The sequence below is a fragment of the Paraburkholderia sacchari genome, from assembly GCF_000785435.2.
GTDB classification, from domain to species: domain Bacteria; phylum Pseudomonadota; class Gammaproteobacteria; order Burkholderiales; family Burkholderiaceae; genus Paraburkholderia; species Paraburkholderia sacchari.
Window position 1 is genome coordinate 45,464 of the sequence record NZ_JTDB02000008.1, and the last position, 16,909, is coordinate 62,372.

Annotated in this window: 13 protein-coding genes; 8 read left to right on the top strand and 5 right to left on the bottom strand. The window is 65.5% G+C overall.

The features are described 5' to 3' along the window. Positions 1–2: 2 nt before the first annotated feature. The 3 genes from NH14_RS24390 to NH14_RS24400 form a co-directional block, all read right to left on the bottom strand. Complete coding sequence (locus NH14_RS24390) at positions 3–839, bottom strand: ATP-binding cassette domain-containing protein (protein ID WP_052148515.1); 837 nt, start codon at positions 837–839, stop codon at positions 3–5. Positions 840–852: 13 nt separating this feature from the next. Continuing rightward, a complete protein-coding gene (locus tag NH14_RS24395) occupies positions 853–2,028 on the bottom strand; it encodes an ABC transporter permease (protein ID WP_035533627.1) in 1,176 nt (391 codons plus the stop codon). A gap of 75 nt (positions 2,029–2,103) precedes the next feature. Further along, on the bottom strand, positions 2,104–3,165 hold the full coding sequence (locus NH14_RS24400) for a sugar ABC transporter substrate-binding protein (RefSeq protein WP_035533628.1): 1,062 nt from the start codon (positions 3,163–3,165) through the stop codon (positions 2,104–2,106). Between the two features lie 271 nt (positions 3,166–3,436). On the opposite strand from NH14_RS24400, the gene NH14_RS24405 reads away from it, so the two are divergent. From NH14_RS24405 to NH14_RS24420, 4 genes are all read left to right on the top strand, one after another. Further along, positions 3,437–4,327, top strand: a complete 891-nt coding sequence (locus tag NH14_RS24405) for a MurR/RpiR family transcriptional regulator (RefSeq protein ID WP_035533630.1) — start codon at positions 3,437–3,439, stop codon at positions 4,325–4,327. Beyond that, on the top strand, positions 4,320–5,339 hold the full coding sequence (iolG, locus tag NH14_RS24410; RefSeq protein ID WP_035533631.1) for an inositol 2-dehydrogenase: 1,020 nt from the start codon (positions 4,320–4,322) through the stop codon (positions 5,337–5,339). Before NH14_RS24405 ends, iolG begins: the two co-directional genes overlap by 8 nt. A gap of 72 nt (positions 5,340–5,411) precedes the next feature. Further along, the gene (locus tag NH14_RS24415; protein ID WP_035533633.1) at positions 5,412–6,488 is read left to right on the top strand and encodes a Gfo/Idh/MocA family oxidoreductase; all 1,077 of its coding nucleotides are present in this window, start codon (positions 5,412–5,414) and stop codon (positions 6,486–6,488) included. Between the two features lie 158 nt (positions 6,489–6,646). Next, positions 6,647–6,874, top strand: a complete 228-nt coding sequence (locus tag NH14_RS24420) for a sulfurtransferase TusA family protein (protein ID WP_035533686.1) — start codon at positions 6,647–6,649, stop codon at positions 6,872–6,874. Positions 6,875–7,006: 132 nt separating this feature from the next. On the opposite strand, the gene galU is transcribed toward NH14_RS24420, so the two are convergent. Then, a complete protein-coding gene (gene galU, locus NH14_RS24425; RefSeq protein ID WP_035533635.1) occupies positions 7,007–7,888 on the bottom strand; it encodes a UTP--glucose-1-phosphate uridylyltransferase GalU in 882 nt (293 codons plus the stop codon). Between the two features lie 66 nt (positions 7,889–7,954). After that, a complete protein-coding gene (locus NH14_RS24430; protein WP_035533637.1) occupies positions 7,955–10,822 on the bottom strand; it encodes a valine--tRNA ligase in 2,868 nt (955 codons plus the stop codon). A 264-nt stretch (positions 10,823–11,086) separates the two neighbouring features. Here NH14_RS24430 and NH14_RS24435 point away from each other — a divergent pair, with 264 nt between their 5' ends. From NH14_RS24435 to NH14_RS24450, 4 genes are all read left to right on the top strand, one after another. Beyond that, complete coding sequence (locus tag NH14_RS24435; RefSeq protein ID WP_152617308.1) at positions 11,087–11,815, top strand: hypothetical protein; 729 nt, start codon at positions 11,087–11,089, stop codon at positions 11,813–11,815. 219 nt (positions 11,816–12,034) lie between these two features. Then, positions 12,035–14,407: a UvrD-helicase domain-containing protein gene (locus NH14_RS24440; protein ID WP_035533640.1), complete on the top strand. Its 2,373-nt coding sequence runs from the start codon at positions 12,035–12,037 to the stop codon at positions 14,405–14,407. A 71-nt stretch (positions 14,408–14,478) separates the two neighbouring features. Beyond that, positions 14,479–15,297, top strand: a complete 819-nt coding sequence (locus tag NH14_RS24445; protein WP_035533687.1) for a 5'-methylthioadenosine/adenosylhomocysteine nucleosidase — start codon at positions 14,479–14,481, stop codon at positions 15,295–15,297. 208 nt (positions 15,298–15,505) lie between these two features. After that, positions 15,506–16,882 (top strand): MFS transporter, encoded by a 1,377-nt coding sequence (locus NH14_RS24450; protein ID WP_152617309.1) that lies wholly within the window; start codon positions 15,506–15,508, stop codon positions 16,880–16,882. The last annotated feature ends 27 nt before the right edge of the window (positions 16,883–16,909 follow it).

Genomic DNA, 16,909 nt, shown 5'->3' on the forward strand with positions numbered 1-16,909 from the left:
ATTCAAATGGTTGCGCCGTCGAGCTCGGCAATCATCTTCTGCATCTCCGCGCCGCCGGCCATCATGTCGAGCACCTCGTTCTTGCTGATTGTGTCTTTCGTGTAGGTGCCGAGCGAGCGGCCGCGATTGAGCAGCGTGAACGAGTCGCCAATCGGGTACGCGTGGTGGACGTTGTGCGTGATGAAGATCACCGAAATGCCTTTGGCGCGCGCGTTATGAATCAGCTTGAGCACGTTGAAGCTCTGCTTCACGCCGAGCGCGGCCGTTGGTTCGTCGAGAATCAGCACCCGTGCGCCGAAGTGAATCGCCCGCGCGATCGCGAGGCACTGGCGCTCGCCGCCCGACATCGTGCCGATGGCCTGGTGCGGGTCACGCACGTTGATGCCCATTTCGGAGAGGCGCTCTTTCGCAATGGTTGCGCTCGCATCTAGATCCATCACGTTGATGAAGCCAAAGAGCTTCTTCTGCGGTTCGCGGCCCATGAAGAAGTTGCGCGCCACCGAGAGCAGCGGCACCAGCGCGAGATCCTGATAGACCGTCGCGATGCCGAGATCGAGCGCGTCCTTGGGCGAATCGAAGTGCACGGGCTTGCCGTCCACGAAATACTGGCCCGAAGTGGGCGCGTGCACGCCGGCCAGCGTCTTGATGAGCGTGGACTTGCCCGCTCCGTTGTCGCCGAGCAGGCAGTGCACTTCGCCGCGCTTCAGTCGCAGCGTGACGCCGCTGAGCGCGATGACCTTGCCGAAGTACTTGCTGACGTTTTCCAGCGCGAGGATCGTGTCACCGCTTTCACCGGAGGCGGCACTTGCGTTGGCTGTGCTGTTTTGCGAGCGTGTCATGTCGGCCTCCGGCTTACGATTGCGCGACGCGTCGGCGCACATAGTGGTTGAAGAGCACGGCGATGAGCAGCATCACGCCAAGGAAGACGCGGAACCAGTCCGAATCGATGTTCGTGTAGGTGATGCCGATCTGCACCACGCCGAAGATGAGCGCACCGAACGCCGCGCCGATCACCGAGCCATAGCCGCCCGTGAGCAGTGTGCCGCCGATCACCGCGGCGATGATGGCCTCGAACTCCTTTTGCAGGCCGCGGTCCGCAGCGGCCGAGCCGATGTCGCACACTTGCAGCACGGCGAACAGGCACGAGCAGAACGCGGTGAGCATGAAGAGCGAAATCTTCACGCGCTTGACCGGCACGCCAACGTTTTTTGCGGCGTTGGCGTCGCCGCCCACGGCGAGGATCCAGTTGCCGTAGCGCGTCTTGGCGAGCGTGAACGCGCCGATGGCCACGAGCGCGAACCACCAGAGAATGACCTTCGGCACGCCCGGCACGAGCGGCTGGCCGTTGTCGAGCATCTTGCCGATGCCGATATGCGCGAGCGCCACGAACAAGCCCTTGAACGCGGTGCCGTGAAAGAGCAGATTGGTCACATAGTCGGCTTTCGCGACGTCGCCCACGCCGGAGACGATGGTGCGGTCGGCGAACATGATCGAGAGCGCGAGCGTGAGGCCGCGCAGGATAAACAGGAACGCGAGCGTGACGATGAACGAGGGCAGCCGCGTGCGCATTACGAGGTAGCCGTTCAATGCGCCTAGCGCGATACAGCCCGCGAACGCGAACAGGATGGACAGTACGATGGGCCAGTGGAAGTACATGGTGGGAATGGCCACCATCATGCCGGCAAAGCCGATCATCGAGCCGATCGAGAGATCGAACTCGCCGGCGATCATCAGCAGGCACGCGCCTACCGAAAGGATGCCTAAGTATGCGGCTACCTGCGACCAGTTCATCACTCCGTCGAGGTCGAACATCCCGGAGCCGCCCGCGCCGATCGCGAACACGGCGAACACGAGCACGGTGCCGGAAATCGCGGCAAATTCGGGGCGGCCGAGCAGATGCCCGAACCACGATTCGCGCCGCACGCGCTCGTCGGTCGCGCCTGGCCCCGCTGGCGACGGCTGACCCGCGCGCGGGTCCTGCGTGTCGTCCGTTGCATGCGAGGGGAAGTGTTTGCCGGCTACACCCATGATGGCTCCTTGATTCGACCGCACCGTGCCAGGTGCGGCCTCTTGCTGACGAGAAGACGCTTTGAACCTGCGGGATCAGCGGTATTGACCCGCGTACTTAACGACTTTGTCGATATTCTCCTTGGTGATGAAACCCGGACCCGAACGGATATTGCGCGGTCCGTACGAGGGTTGCAGGCCGTAGGTGTCCAGACGCTGCTTGAACTTCGGATTCGCTTCGAGAATCTGGCGGATCTTCGCCGGATCGGTCGTATGCTCCTTCTTCACGATCGCGAGCACGGCCACCGGGATATAGCCTTGCAGATACGGCTGCTGGTCGATGGCGAACTGGATCGTGCCCGCGCCGATCGCCTTGGCGATCTCATCGGAGAAGTCGAAGGTGCAGAAGTAGATCTTGCCCGCGAGGCCCATCTGCTGAACCGCCTTGAGCGTGGCGGCCGCCGGCACGGGACCGAGCGTGAGAATCGCGCCCGTGTTCGGGTGGTTGCGCAGATACGCGCTCACCTTCGACTGGATTTCGGTCGGGTCCTGGCCCGAGTCGATCGTCGAGGTCTTGTAGTTCACGCCGATGGCGTCCGCAAAGCCGCGGCAACGGTCGAACGAAACCGTATTGGTCGCGATATGGTTCACGCAGAGAAACGACTTCACGCCCGCGGCCTTGGCCTTTTCGCCGGCTGCGTGGCCCGCCACGTATTCGGGCTGCCCCACATGCATGATCGCGCCGAGCTTCGCGCTTTGTTCCTCGGTGCCGGAGTTGATCGTGACGAGCGGGATCTTCTTTTCGGTGACCTTGCCGATGGAATTCTTCAGCACGTCGTAGTCGGCGATGGTGGTGATGACGCCGTCGTAGTTGCGCGCGGCGGCCTGCTCGATCAGGCGCGCCATGTCGGCGATGTCGCCGTTGGGCGGATTGCGGTAGTCGGTTTCGACGTTGAAGTCTTCGTCGGCCTGCTTGATGGCGTTCTTGATGGTGTTCCACCACGAGTCCGAATCCGGCGCGTGGCTGATCAGCACGAAGTGCGCGTCGGCGGCCTGCGCCGGTTGCGCACCCAGCGCGCTCAAGCCGGTCAGTCCCGCTGCCAGCGTGAGCGCCGCGGCCAACCTTCGGAGCATGGTCTTGCCCTTGCGTTGCGTCATTGTCTCCACCTTTCTCGGTCTGTCGTTCGTTCTTGGGGTGAGCGACGCGCGCTTTCTGGCTTGCGTTGCCGCTTCGCTCATCGACAAGATTAGGCGATCGTTGGATGAGTTGCAACAGAAATTTCATTGCAAATAAAAATGGAAAATCTGTTCCAATTGGGTGTGGCGCTGCCTATAATCGGCTCCGTTGGCAGGCCGTTCGAAAGCGGGCTCAGTAAGGGTTTGCGGCACGGCTTTGCCACACTGCAGCAAGCAACAGGGAAAAACGATCATGGCCGATGAAACCAGCGACGCCGTAGCGGGCGTGGACGAATTGATGCAGCGCATCGCGCACGAGTACGAGGCGCTGCCGCGGCAGTTGAAGAGCGTCGCGACCTATATCGAGCAGAACCGCGCGAGCATCATGATGGATCGCACGAGCGACATTGCCGCGCGCTGCTCGGTGCATCCGTCGGCGGTGGTGCGCTTCGCGCAGCGCTTCGGCTTTTCGGGCTTCTCCGATTTGCAGGCGGTGTTCCGCCAGGCCTATGCGGGGCAGGGAGTGTCGGCCACGAGCTATCAGCAGCGCATACGCCAGCTGATCGAGGCGAAAGACGGCAGCGCGAGCCCCGAGCTCGGCGGCGCGGTTGCGCGCGAATTCATCGGCGCGTGCCGCAATGGACTCGACGAACTGGAGGCAGGACTCGACGACGCGCAGTTCGACGCCGCCGTGAAAATGCTCGAGCACGCGGACAACATCTACGTGATTGGCGTGCGCCGCTCGTTCGCGGTGGCGAGCTATATCGTCTACGCCTTGCAGCACACGAGAAAGCGCGTGCATCTCGTGTCGGGCTTCGGCGGCATGTATCACGAGCAGATCCGCAGCGTGAAGAAGGGCGACGTGGTGATCGCCATCAGTTTTGCGCCCTATGGCAAGGAGACGCAGTACTGCCTGCGCGTGGCGCAGCAGCATCAGGCGAAGACGCTGGTTATTACGGATAGCCAACTGTCTCCGATCGCGCGTCATGCCGATGCGCAGCTTTATGTGAAGGAGGGGAGCGCGTTCGCGTTCCGCTCGCTGACGAGCACGTTTTGCCTGTGCCAGGCGCTGTTCGTGGCGCTCGCGTACCGGCTAGAACTCAACGTGGAAGAATCGACCGACCCTGGAGAATACGATGACTGAAGCAAGGACGCCGGATGCGGCGGTGAATGTTGCGGTATTCGGCGCGGGCCGCATCGGCCGGATTCATGCGGCGAACCTCGCGCGCCAGCCCGGCGTGCGCCTGAAGTACGTGGTCGATGTGAACCGCGAGGCTGCGGCCGCGCTCGCGGCGCAGCACGGCGCGAAAGTGGCCGACGTGGAGGGCGCGCTCGGCGACGCCTCGATCGACGCGAGCGTGATCTGCTCATCGACCGATACGCATTCCGAATTGATTTTGAAGTCTGCGGCGGCGGGCAAGCATATCTTCTGCGAGAAGCCGGTCGATCTCGCCATCGCGCGCGCCCGCGAATGCGCCGACGCAGTGGCGCGCGCGGGCGTAGTGGCCATGATCGGCTTTCAGCGCCGCTACGATCCCACCTTTGCGGCGCTCAAGGCGCGTCTGGACGCCGGCGAAATCGGCACGCCCGAGATGCTGATCGTGACGAGCCGCGACCCGGGTGCGCCGCCCGTGGAATACATCCTGCACTCGGGCGGCATCTTCAAGGACATGCTGATCCACGACTTCGACATCTTCCGCTGGATTCTCGACGACGAAGCCGACACCGTGCATGCCACGGGCAGTTGCCTTTCCGACCCCGCCATCGCCGATGCGGGCGATATCGACTCCACCGCCGTCACGATCCGCACGAAGCGCGGCCGTCTTTGCCAGATCAACACGGCGCGGCGCGCGGCCTATGGTTACGACCAGCGCTTCGAGATTCTCGGCAGCGCGGGCATGCTGCAGGCCGGCAACATGACCCCTACCGAAGTGGTGTCGTGGACCAAAAGCGCGGTCGCGCGGGACGTGCCGGAGGCGTTTTTTCTCGAGCGCTACCGGGCCGCGTATGCGCGCGAGATGGCGCACTTTTACGAGGCCGTCACGCAGGGCGCGCCCGTGCGCACGAGCGTGGCCGACGGCCTCAAGGCGCTGGAACTGGCGGAGGCGGCGGCGCTGTCGTGGCGCGAGGGCCGCGTGGTGAAGCTGGGGGCGTGATCACGTCGCGCGAGTGAGGGCCGTGACGGCATCATGCTCGCCAGATAGAGAGGATGCCGAAGGAGACAGACGATGCAGGCGAATGAACGTGTCCGGCCGTTGCGCGTGGGCGTGGCCGGACTGGGGCGGCTCGGGCGGCGGCACGCGCTCAATCTTGCGTATCGCGTGCCGGGCGCGATGCTGGCGGCCGTATGCAGCCCGCTCGACGACGATCTCGCGTGGGCGCGCGAAGCAATATCTGAAGCGCGGCAATACCGCGACTACGCCGAACTCCTGGCCGATCCAGCGGTGGACGCGGTGTGGCTCGTGACGCCTTCGGCGCTGCACGCGCAGCAGATCGTTGCTGCGTTGTACGCGGGCAAGCACGTATTCTGCGAGAAACCGCTCTCGCTCGATGTGGCCGAATGCGAGCGCGTGGTCGAGGAGGCGCGGCGCTTTCCGGCGCAGCAGGTGACGATTGGCTTCATGCGCCGTTTCGACTCTAGCTATCACGACGCGTTTTCGAAGCTGCGCGCCGGAGCGATCGGGCGGCCATTTCTGGTGCGCTCGCAAACCTGCGACCTCAACGATCCGGACGGCTTTTTCGTGCGCTTCGCGCCCGGCTCGGGTGGCATCTTCCTCGACTGCACCGTGCACGACATCGACGTCGCGCGCTGGCTGCTCGGCAAGCCGCGCGCCACGCGCGTGTTCGCGGCGGGCGCGGTGGCGTTGCATGAGGGCCTGCTTGAGTTCGGCGATGTCGACAACGGCGTGGCGATTTGCGAATTCGAAGGCGGCAAGCTCGCGATGTTCTATGCGTCGCGCACCATGGCGCATGGCAACGACACGTCGAGCGAGGTAATCGGCACGGCCGGCGCGCTGGCGATCGGCCATCTGCCGCGCTCGAACCGCGTGGAGATCTACGACGCGCACGGCGTGCGCAGCGAATGCACGCCGACCTTTTTCGACCGCTTCGAGGAGGCGTTCCTGATCGAAGCGCAGGCGTTTGTCGCGGCGGTGCGCGCGCGTCGCGATGGCGAGGCCGGCGTGGCGGAGGACGCGGCGGCGAGCGCGGGGCAGGGCGCGACGCTTGAGGACGCGCTGGAGGCGACGCGAATAGGTTGCGCGTTGCGCGAGTCGCTGCGCACGGGGCAGGCGGTGACGCTCTGAGGCGCGAAGGGCGCCATGAGGGTGCAAGACGCCGTCAAGAGGGTGCCCGGGGCACGCAAGCGGCCTTGTACGCGGCTGCGGTAAAATCGCTGCTATCCGTGCACACCCTGCGCCCTCCGCCGAGGCGGCGCGCCAACGAAGGATCCAACCCGATGCAGATTGAGGTTCACAAGGAAGTGGATGCGCGTGGGCTGAACTGCCCGCTGCCGATCCTGCGCGCCAAGAAGGCGCTCGCCGACATGGAAAGCGGCCAGATTCTCAAGGTTCTCGCGACCGATCCCGGCTCGCAGCGCGATTTCGCGGCCTTCGCCAAGCAGACGGGCAATGAGATCGTGGAAAGCTCGCAGCAGGACAAGACTTTTGTGTTCCTGATGCGCCGCCGCTGAAACAGCCGCTGAATCAGCCGGTGTGCTGCGCCCGAGCGCACCGCATGAAAAAATGGCCCGCAATCGTGAGATTGCGGGCCATTTTCTTAACCAGCCAGCGGTGCTTAACCGGGGGCGCTTAACCGGGGGCGCCTAGCCCTCCAGCTCCGGCTTGCGCGTACGCAGATATTCCGCGAAATCGGTGGCCACTTCCGGGTGGCGCAGCGCGAATTCCACGGTGGCCTTCAGGTAGCCGAGCTTGCTGCCGCAGTCGAAGCGCGTGCCGTGATACTTGTACGCGAGCACCTGCTCGTCGGCGAGCAGCGACTGGATGGCGTCGGTGAGCTGGAGTTCGCCGCCCGCACCCGGCTTGATCGAGCGCAGGTGCTGGAAAATGCGCGGCTTGAGCACGTAGCGGCCCACCACGCCGAGGTTCGACGGCGCGACTTCGGGCGCCGGCTTTTCGACGATGCCCGAGAGCTTGACGATCGAGTCTTCCCACTCCTTGCCGTCGACGATGCCGTACGAGCGCGTTTCCGAGGGCGGGATCTCTTCCACGCCGAGCACCGAGCTATGGTAGTGATCGAACACCTCGACCATCTGCTGCATGACAGGCGGCGTGCCGTAGAGCAGGTCATCGGCGAGGATCACGGCGAACGGGTTGTCGCCCACGAGCTTTTCCGCGCACAGCACGGCGTGGCCCAGACCCAGCGCTTCGGGCTGGCGCACGTAGAAGCAGTCGACGTTGTTCGGCTTGATGTTGCGCACCAGCTCGAGCAGCTTTTCCTTGCCGCGTGCTTCGAGCTCGGCTTCGATCTCATACGATTTGTCGAAATGGTCTTCGATCGCGCGCTTGCTGCGGCCCGTCACGAAGATCATTTCGGTGATGCCAGCGGCGACGGCCTCCTCGACCGCGTACTGGATCAGCGGCTTGTCCACGACCGGGAGCATTTCCTTCGGGCTTGCCTTTGTGGCCGGAAGGAAGCGCGTGCCGAGGCCCGCTACCGGAAATACCGCTTTAGTAACTTTTAGCATGTCTCTTAGTCCTGGTCCTGATGGATCTGACGCCGCGCGCGCCGCCAGACCTCACCTTAAGCCGATTCAGGCAGGCAGCCGCGCGAGTTGCGCGGTCAGCTTGCCCAGCGTTGCCTGAAATTCTGCCAGCCTCTTCTGCTCCTGCTCAACCACTGCAGGCGGGGCTTTTGCAACAAAACTGTCATTTCCCAGCTTGGCATTGCACTTCGTCACTTCGTTCGTCAGTCGCGTGATTTCCTTCGAGAGACGCTCGCGTTCGGCCGCCACGTCGATCTCTACCTTGAGCACGAGCTTATCCGTACCTACGATAGCAACCGGCGCGCCTGCCGAGGCCGCGTCGAGCGTCGCTTCGTCGGCAATGATCTGGACCTCCGAGAGCTTCGCGAGCGCCTGCGCATAAGGCGCGAACGACGCGAGGCGTTCCGCGTTGCCCGTCACCAGCAGCGGCACCTTCGTGGCGGGCGAGATGCCCATCTCGCCGCGCAGGTTGCGGCATGCATCGATCACGGCCTTCAGGTCGGCGGCCCACTGCTCGGCGGCTTCGTCGATCTTCTTCGGCTCGGCCAGCGGGTAGCGCTGCATCATGATCGATGCTTCGCCTTCAGCCGCGCCTGCCGGCCAGGCGTCGGTGAGCGGCGCTACCTTCTGCCACAGCGCTTCGGTGATGAACGGAATCACCGGATGCGCGAGGCGCAGCACCGTCTCCAGCACGCGCAACAGCGTGCGCCGCGTGGCGCGCTGCTGCGCGGGCGTGCCGGTCTGGATCTGAACCTTCGCGAGCTCCAGGTACCAGTCACAGTATTCGTCCCAGACGAACTTATATATGGCGTTGGCCACGTTGTCGAAGCGATAGTCGGCGAAACCCTTCGCGACTTCGGCTTCCACGCGCTGGAGCAGCGAGACGATCCAGCGGTCGGCCTGCGAGAAGTCGGTGTAGCCGCCCGGGCCGCAATCGCCCGGTTCGCACGCGCCCGGCTTCGAGAAGCCGCAGTCGTGGCCTTCGCAGTTCATCAGCACGAAACGCGTGGCGTTCCAGAGCTTGTTGCAGAAGTTGCGATAGCCCTCGCAGCGCGCGAGGTCGAAGTTCACATTGCGGCCGAGCGTCGCCATCGAGGCCATCGTGAAGCGCAGCGCGTCTGTGCCGAAAGCGGGAATACCGTTCGGGAACTCCTTGCGCGTCTTCTTCTCGATGGTCGCGGCCTGCTTGGGGTTCATGAGGCCAGTGGTGCGCTTGGCAACCAGCGCTTCGAGCTCGATGCCGTCCACGATGTCGATCGGGTCGAGCGTGTTGCCCTTGCTCTTCGACATCTTCTGGCCTTCGGCGTCGCGCACGAGGCCGTGCACGTAGACCGTGTCGAAGGGCACCTTGCCGGTGAAATGCGTGGTCATCATGACCATGCGCGCCACCCAGAAGAAGATGATGTCGAAGCCCGTGACCAGCACGGAGGAGGGCAGGAAGGCCTTCAGTTCAGGCGTTTCGGCAGGCCAGCCGAGCGACGAAAACGGCACGAGCGCCGACGAGAACCACGTGTCGAGCACGTCTTCGTCGCGCTTCAAGGCGCCCTTGTAGCCCTTGGCATTGGCCTGCGCGCGCGCTTCTTCTTCGCTCTTCGCGACGAAGATCTCGCCGTTTTCGCCGTACCACGCCGGGATCTGGTGGCCCCACCAGAGCTGGCGCGAGATGCACCAGTCCTGGATGTTCTCGAGCCACTGGTAGTAGGTGGTGGTCCAGTTTTCCGGCACGAACTTGATCTGGCCGCTGCGCACCACGTCGAGCGAGGTTTCGGTGATCGACTTGCCGGGGTTGAAGGTGCCTTCGGGCGCGGGCTTGGTCATCGCCACGAACCATTGGTCGGTGAGCATCGGCTCGATCACGACGCCGGTGCGGTCGCCGCGCGGCACCATGAGCTTGTGCGGCTGCACCGATTCGAGCAGGCCCAGCGCCTCGAAGTCGGCCACCACCTGCTTGCGCGCCTCGAAGCGGTCGAGGCCGCGATATTTTTGGGGTGCGTTGTCGTTGATCTTCGCGTCGAGCGTGAGGATCTCGACCATCGGCAGGCCGTGGCGCTGGCCCACCTGGTAGTCGTTGAAGTCGTGCGCGGGCGTGACCTTCACGACGCCCGTGCCGAACTCGCGGTCCACGTATTCGTCGGCGATGATGGGGATCTCGCGGTCCGCGAGCGGCAGCTTGACCATCTTGCCGATCAGGTGCGCATAGCGCTCGTCTTCGGGGTGGACCATCACGGCGGTGTCGCCGAGCATGGTTTCCGGGCGCGTGGTGGCGACCGTGAGGTGGCCCGAGCCATCCGCGAGCGGGTAGCGCAGGTGCCACAGATGGCCGTTTTCTTCTTCGCTCGCCACCTCGAGGTCCGAGACGGCGGTGAGCAGCACCGGGTCCCAGTTCACGAGGCGCTTGCCGCGGTAGATCAGGCCCTGTTCATAGAGGCGCACGAACACGTCGCGCACGGCGGCCGACATCTTGTCGTCCATCGTGAAGTACTCGCGCGACCAGTCGATCGAGGCGCCCAGGCGCCGCACCTGGCCCGTGATGGTCGAGCCCGACTGCTGCTTCCATTCCCACACGCGTTCGACGAACTTCTCGCGGCCGAGGTCGTGGCGAGAGATCTTCTGCGCGTCGAGCTGGCGCTCGACCACGATCTGCGTGGCGATGCCCGCATGGTCGGTGCCCGGCACCCACAGCGTGTTCTCGCCGAGCATGCGGTGGTAGCGCGCGAGGCCGTCCATGATCGTCTGGTTGAACGCGTGACCCATGTGCAGCGTGCCGGTGACGTTGGGCGGCGGCAACTGGATCGAGAAGTTGGCGCGGCCGGGCGTGAGGGTCGCGGCGGCGTAGCCGCGGCGCTCCCATTCGGGGCCCCAGTGGGCTTCGATCGTCTGCGGCTCGAAGCTTTTCGCTAGCGTGCTGTCGCTCATGGGTGGAATCTGCCGAAAAAAGATGCTGAAAACTTTCGATTATAAGGGGAAGCGCCGTCAGCACGGGCCGCCCGGCTTTACGGAGCCGCTTATAGGGCGTATGCCGGGGGCCGCGTAAAACGATGCGTAGGTACCGCCCCTGCGTTTTCAGTTCTCGTAACTTCGATCCTGTCCCGGCTTTCGCGCAGTGGCCTGCATGGGCGGTGCCTGGCCCGCGGACAACCCGGCCAGACGGGCTTTCTGGTAGTGCATCTGAGGATTGTCATGCAAAAAATCGATCGAGAAGAGATGAAAGCGGTGACGGGCGGTTGCAGTCTGCTTACTTGTGGTAATTCCCCGTCGATTAGCGAGGCGCTTTCCAGTCCGGGCGGCACCGCGGGTGGTAATCCCGGCGGGCTCGTTGGCGGCGAGATCGGTCAGAAGCTCGGTGGCGCGGTGGCGGGTCCGCTTGGCGCTGCCGCCCTGGGCGGGTTGTTCGGCGGGGCAGGCGGGCTGCTGAGCGGCCTCGCCAACGGCATTCTGGGCGGGCTGGGCTGCAAGGGGGATTCCGGGTCCGGCACTGGCTCGCCGGACGGCGGCGCGAGCCAGGCGGCGATCCCGGCTGACGCGGGCGGCGGCGCGAACCCGGCGGCGATCCCGGTTGGGGCGGGCGGCGGCAACGGGACGGCCGCCTCGCTCAACCTGGCGAATCTGGGCGGCGCTGGCAGTGGGGTGGGCGCGAACTTTGGCGCCGGGACCACGGCGAATTTCGGCAACAGCAATAGTTACAACTTCAGCTCGCCGTCCGGGGTCGTCGGCAGTACCAGCTACTCGAATTCGGGCAGCGTCGGGCCCATGGGCAGCTATAACCAGTACCAGAGTTCCACTCATGCCTTTAACGCCGTGTCCGGCGAGCAGTCGTCGAGCCAAAGCAGTAGCTATAGCAGCGTGAGCGGCGGCGCCGCGCCGGGCTTCATGCCGGGTAACGCCATGGCGTCCCCGCTTTCGGCGTAAGTCGCCCGAGCGTACTGACCGACACGGCATCGCCGGCCGCCATGGCAGCGGCGGCCGGCCCGATGGCGCGTCTGGTTGGCCGGCAAGTCCGATCTCGCGAGGGCTTGCCCGGTTCATCCAGGCATTGCGAGCCGGACGAGGCGGCATGCCGGACGATCGCCCCTGCCCATTTATAATGGCGGTCTACCCTGAAGCCCCGCCGCTTTCCACGCCCCGTCCATGCCCGAACTGCTCGCGAACCTGAACCCCGAACAACACGCCGCCGTTACATTGCCGAACGAACCGGCGCTCATTCTGGCCGGGGCCGGCAGCGGCAAGACGCGCGTGCTCATCACGCGCATTGCGTGGCTCATCCAGCAGGGCCTCGCCTCGCCGATGACGATTCTCGCCGTGACCTTCACGAACAAGGCCGCGCGCGAAATGACGAGCCGCCTTCAGGCGATGATGCCCATCGACACGCGCGGCATGTGGATCGGCACCTTCCACGGCCTGTGCAACCGCATGCTGCGCGCGCACTACCGCGACGCGGGCCTGCCGCAGACCTTCCAGATCCTCGATACGGCCGACCAGCTTTCGGCCATCAAGCGCCTGATGAAAGGTCTGAATATCGACGACGAGAAGTTCCCGCCGAAGAACCTCCAGCACTTCATCAACAACGCGAAGGAGCAGGGCCTGCGGCCGAAGGACGTCGACGTCACGGACCACTACAACCGCAAGTTCGTCGAGCTTTACGAGGCCTACGATCAGCAGTGCCAGCGCGAGGGCGTGGTTGATTTCGCCGAACTGCTGCTGCGCTGCTACGAGCTGCTCTCGTACAACCCGCCGCTGCGCGCGCATTACCAGGCGCGCTTTCGCGACATCCTCGTCGATGAGTTCCAGGACACCAACAAGCTCCAGTACGCGTGGCTCAAGCTGCTCGCGGGCCCGGGAAACGCGATCTTCGCCGTGGGCGACGACGACCAGTCGATCTACGCGTTCCGCGGCGCGAACGTAGGCAACATGCGCGACTTCGAGAGCGAATTCCGCGTGAAGCACATGATCAAGCTCGAGCAGAACTACCGCTCGCACGGCCATATTCTCGATGCGGCGAACTATCTGATCGCGCATAACTCGCGACGCCTCGGCAAGAATCTGCGCACCGACGCGGGCCACGGCGAGCCGGTGCGCGTCTACGAGGCCGCCACCGATTCGCAGGAGGCGGGCTGGATCGTCGAGGAAGTGCGCGCGCTCATCAATCAGGGCCTCGCGCGCAACGAGATCGCGATTCTCTACCGCAGCAACGCACAGTCGCGCACGATCGAGCACACGCTCGTGAACGCGGGTGTGCCGTACAAGGTGTATGGCGGCCTGCGCTTCTTCGAGCGTCAGGAAGTGAAGCACGCGCTCGCTTATTTGCGCCTGATCGACAACCCCAACGACGACACCGCGTTCGCGCGCGTCGTGAACTTCCCGACGCGCGGCATTGGCGCGCGCTCGATCGAGCAGCTCGCCGACGCAGCGCGCCTCTATAACTGCTCGATGGCGGCGGCCATTCCGTACGTCACGGGCAAGGCCGGCACGAGCCTCGGCTCGTTCGCGAACCTGGTCGCGAAGATGCGCGCCGAAACCGCGCAGATGAGCCTGCCCGAGACCGTCGAGTACACCGTGCGCATGAGCGGTCTGGCCGAGTTCTACCAGGGCGAGCGCGAAGGCCAGGACCGTCTGGAGAACTTGCAGGAACTCGTCAATGCGGCCACCGCGTTCGTAAGCGAGGAAGGCTACGGCATGGACACGCCCGCGCGCTCGATCCCGCTGCGCCCTGGCGCGAGCGCGCTGCCCGAGATCGTCTCGCAGGACGGCGAGATCGAAGTGCTCGACGCGCCCGCGATCACGGATCCCGCGCAGAACCCCGACCTCATGACGCCGCTCGCGGGTTTTCTCTCGCATGCATCGCTCGAAGCGGGCGACAACCAGGCGCAGGCCGGCCAGGACGCCGTGCAGTTGATGACAGTGCACGCCGCGAAGGGGCTCGAATTCACGGCGGTGTTCATCACCGGTCTCGAAGAGGGGCTGTTCCCGCACGAGAACAGCGCGATGGAAGCCGATGGCCTCGAGGAAGAGCGCCGCCTGATGTATGTGGCGATCACGCGTGCGAAGGAGCGGCTTTATATCTCGTTCGCGCAGAGCCGTCTGCTGCACGGCCAGACGCGCTACAACGTGCGCTCGCGCTTTTTCGACGAGTTGCCGCAGGAGTCGCTCAAGTGGCTCACGCCGAAGGTCGAGGCTGGCGCGCGCTGGGGCGGGCGCTCGGACAACGCTGGTTGGGGGCGCGACTGGTTTGCGCGTCCGGGCAGTGGCGGTAACAGCGGTGGCAGCCGCGACCGCGATGCCTATATCGCGGACAAGAGCCCCGCGCCCGCGTTCGCCAACGAGCAGCGCGCGGCTGAGACGGGCTTTCGCGTGGGCCAGGTCGTGTTTCACACGAAGTTCGGCGAAGGTACGATCACAGCGCTCGAAGGCAGCGGCACCGACGCCAAGGCGCAAGTGCGCTTCAAGCGCCATGGCGAGAAATGGCTTGCGCTGGCCGTGGCGAAGCTGCAGCCGGTCGAGTGAGCGCCGCTCCCGTGCAACGCATCAACCCATCGACGCAACCCATCGACGCAACCCTGCAGGCCTTTGAAGCAATGACCCCCTCATCCACACAGCCCGGCGCCGCGGCGCGCCCGCTCGGCGTGCTTGCCGCGCTTCCACAGGAACTCGGCGATCTGATCGCCACGATGCAGGCCGAATCGGGTGTCGTCACGCGCACGCTCGGGCGGCGCGACTATCACGTCGGCACCGTGCATGGCGTGCCCTGCGTGGTGACGCTCGCACGCGTCGGCAAGGTGGCCGCGGCGGCTACGGCGAGCGCGCTGATTCACGTCTTCGACGTGGGCGCGGTGGTTTTCACGGGCGTGGCGGGCGGCGTGGGACCGGACGTGCACGTGGGCGACGTGGTGGTGGGCGAGACGCTGCTCCAGCACGACATGAATGCCGAGCCGCTGTTCCCGCGCCACGAGATTCCGCTGCTTGCGCGCTCGCGTTTTGACGCCGACCGTGCGCTGGCCGATGCGCTGGCCGCCGCGTGCGAGCGCTTCGTCGCGGAAGAGGGCGCGGCGCTGGCGGCGCGCTTTAGCGCCGCGCTGCCGCGCTTCGAAACCGCGCTCCCCGGTGTGCATCGCGGGCTCGTGATCAGCGGCGACCAGTTCGTGGCGAGCGCGGCGGCCGTGGGCGCATTGCGCGCGGCCTTGCCCGATGCGCTCGCCGTGGAAATGGAAGGCGCGGCGCTGGCCCAGGTCTGCCACGAGTACGAAGTGCCGTGCGCGGTCGTGCGCACCATCTCCGACACCGCCGACGAGCATGCGAGCACCTCGTTCTCGTCGTTCCTCACCGATATCGCCGGGACGTATTCGACCGGTATTCTGCGGCGCTTTCTCGCGTCGTACCGCCCGGCGGGGCGCTGAGCGGCGCGGCTTCGGGGGGCCGCCGTCGACCCGCAGTCGACCCGCGGGCGCGGGTTAACAATGACTGTGAAATTATTTATATCTAAAGTAATCTGGCCTGCCGTTCAACCGCCATTGACCGACTGCGCCTGAAAGTCCGCGCCTGCGCCTTGGAACCTTGCTGCAAGGCATCTGGAGACGCCCGGACGGGATGGCGCCGTGCCCGCCCATGTCCGATGCCCGCTTCATTCCCGCGCGCACGACGCGCGCCGTACTGCTCGTCTGCGGCTTGTCCGTCCTGTTCGAAGGTTACGACGTCGGCAGTCTCGGCGCGGTGCTGCCCGCGCTGGCCGCCGACCGCCACTGGAATCTCACGCCGATGCAGCTCGGCGCGCTCGGCAGCTATGCGCTCGCGGGCATGTTTTTCGGCGGGATGGCGATCGGCACGCTCGGCGATCTGCTCGGGCGGCGGCGCATGCTGCTGGCCTGCGTCGCGCTGTTCTCGCTGACGATGGCCGGCGCCGCGCTCGCGCCCACGCCGTTCTGGTTCGGCCTGTGCCGGTTTCTGGGCGGCCTCGGCCTCGGCGGAGTGATTCCGGTGGCCGCCGCGCTGACGATCGAGTATTCGCCGCCGGCGCGGCGCAGCTTCAACTACGGAATGATGTACTCCGGCTACTCGCTCGGGATCCTGTGCGCGGCGCTCGCGGCCATGGCGCTGTTGCCCGCATGGGGCTGGCGCGGCGTGATGGCGGTGGGGGCGCTGCCGCTGCTCGCGCTGATGCCGATGGCGCTCGCCTTGCCCGAATCGCTCGAATATCTGGCCGCGCGCGGACGTATCGACGAGGCGAGCGCGCTCGCCTCCCGGCTCGGCGTGACCGGTGAGATGCCTGTTGTACACGGCGCGCGCGGCGCTGCGTCCCAGCGACGGACCAGCCTGCGCGACGTCGTGGCCGCGATCTTCGCGCGCCGGCGTCTGCGCGCGACGGCCTGCTTCTGGATCGCGCTGTTCTGCGGCATGTTGCTCGTCTACGGCCTCAACACCTGGCTACCGATGATCATGCGCAAGCAGGGCTACGATCTCGGCTCGAGCCTCGCTTTCCTGGTCGTGTTCAGCCTGACTTCCGCGTGCGGCGGCGTGGTGCTCGGCAAGATCGCCGACCGCTTCGGCGCGCGTGCGACGGTCGCTCTGGCTTATGCCATCGGCGCGCTCGCGATCGCCGCGCTGATGACCCGCAACGCGCTCGTTGTGAGCTATGCGCTCGTGGCGCTCGCGGGCATCGGCAGCATCTCCGCTTCGCTGATCCTGACGGGCCATCTGACACACTTCTATCCGTCCCACGCACGCGGCGCGGCCACGGGCTGGGCGCTGTCCTTCGCGCGCTTCGGAGCGATGTGCGGGCCGCTCCTGGGCGGCTATATCGCGAGCGTCGGCGCGAACTGGTCGTGGAACTTCGTGGCTTTCGCGGTGACCGGGCTCGTGGCGGCGCTGGCGGTCGCGGCGTTGCCGTCGCGTGCGCGCGTTGAGGCCGACATCGAAGCCGATGAAGCCGATGAAGGCGGCGAGGCCGAGCAGGGCGAAGCCCGCCGCGCCGCCCAGCTTTCCTGAAGGCGCAGCGAGCGCGCCTTCGATCGC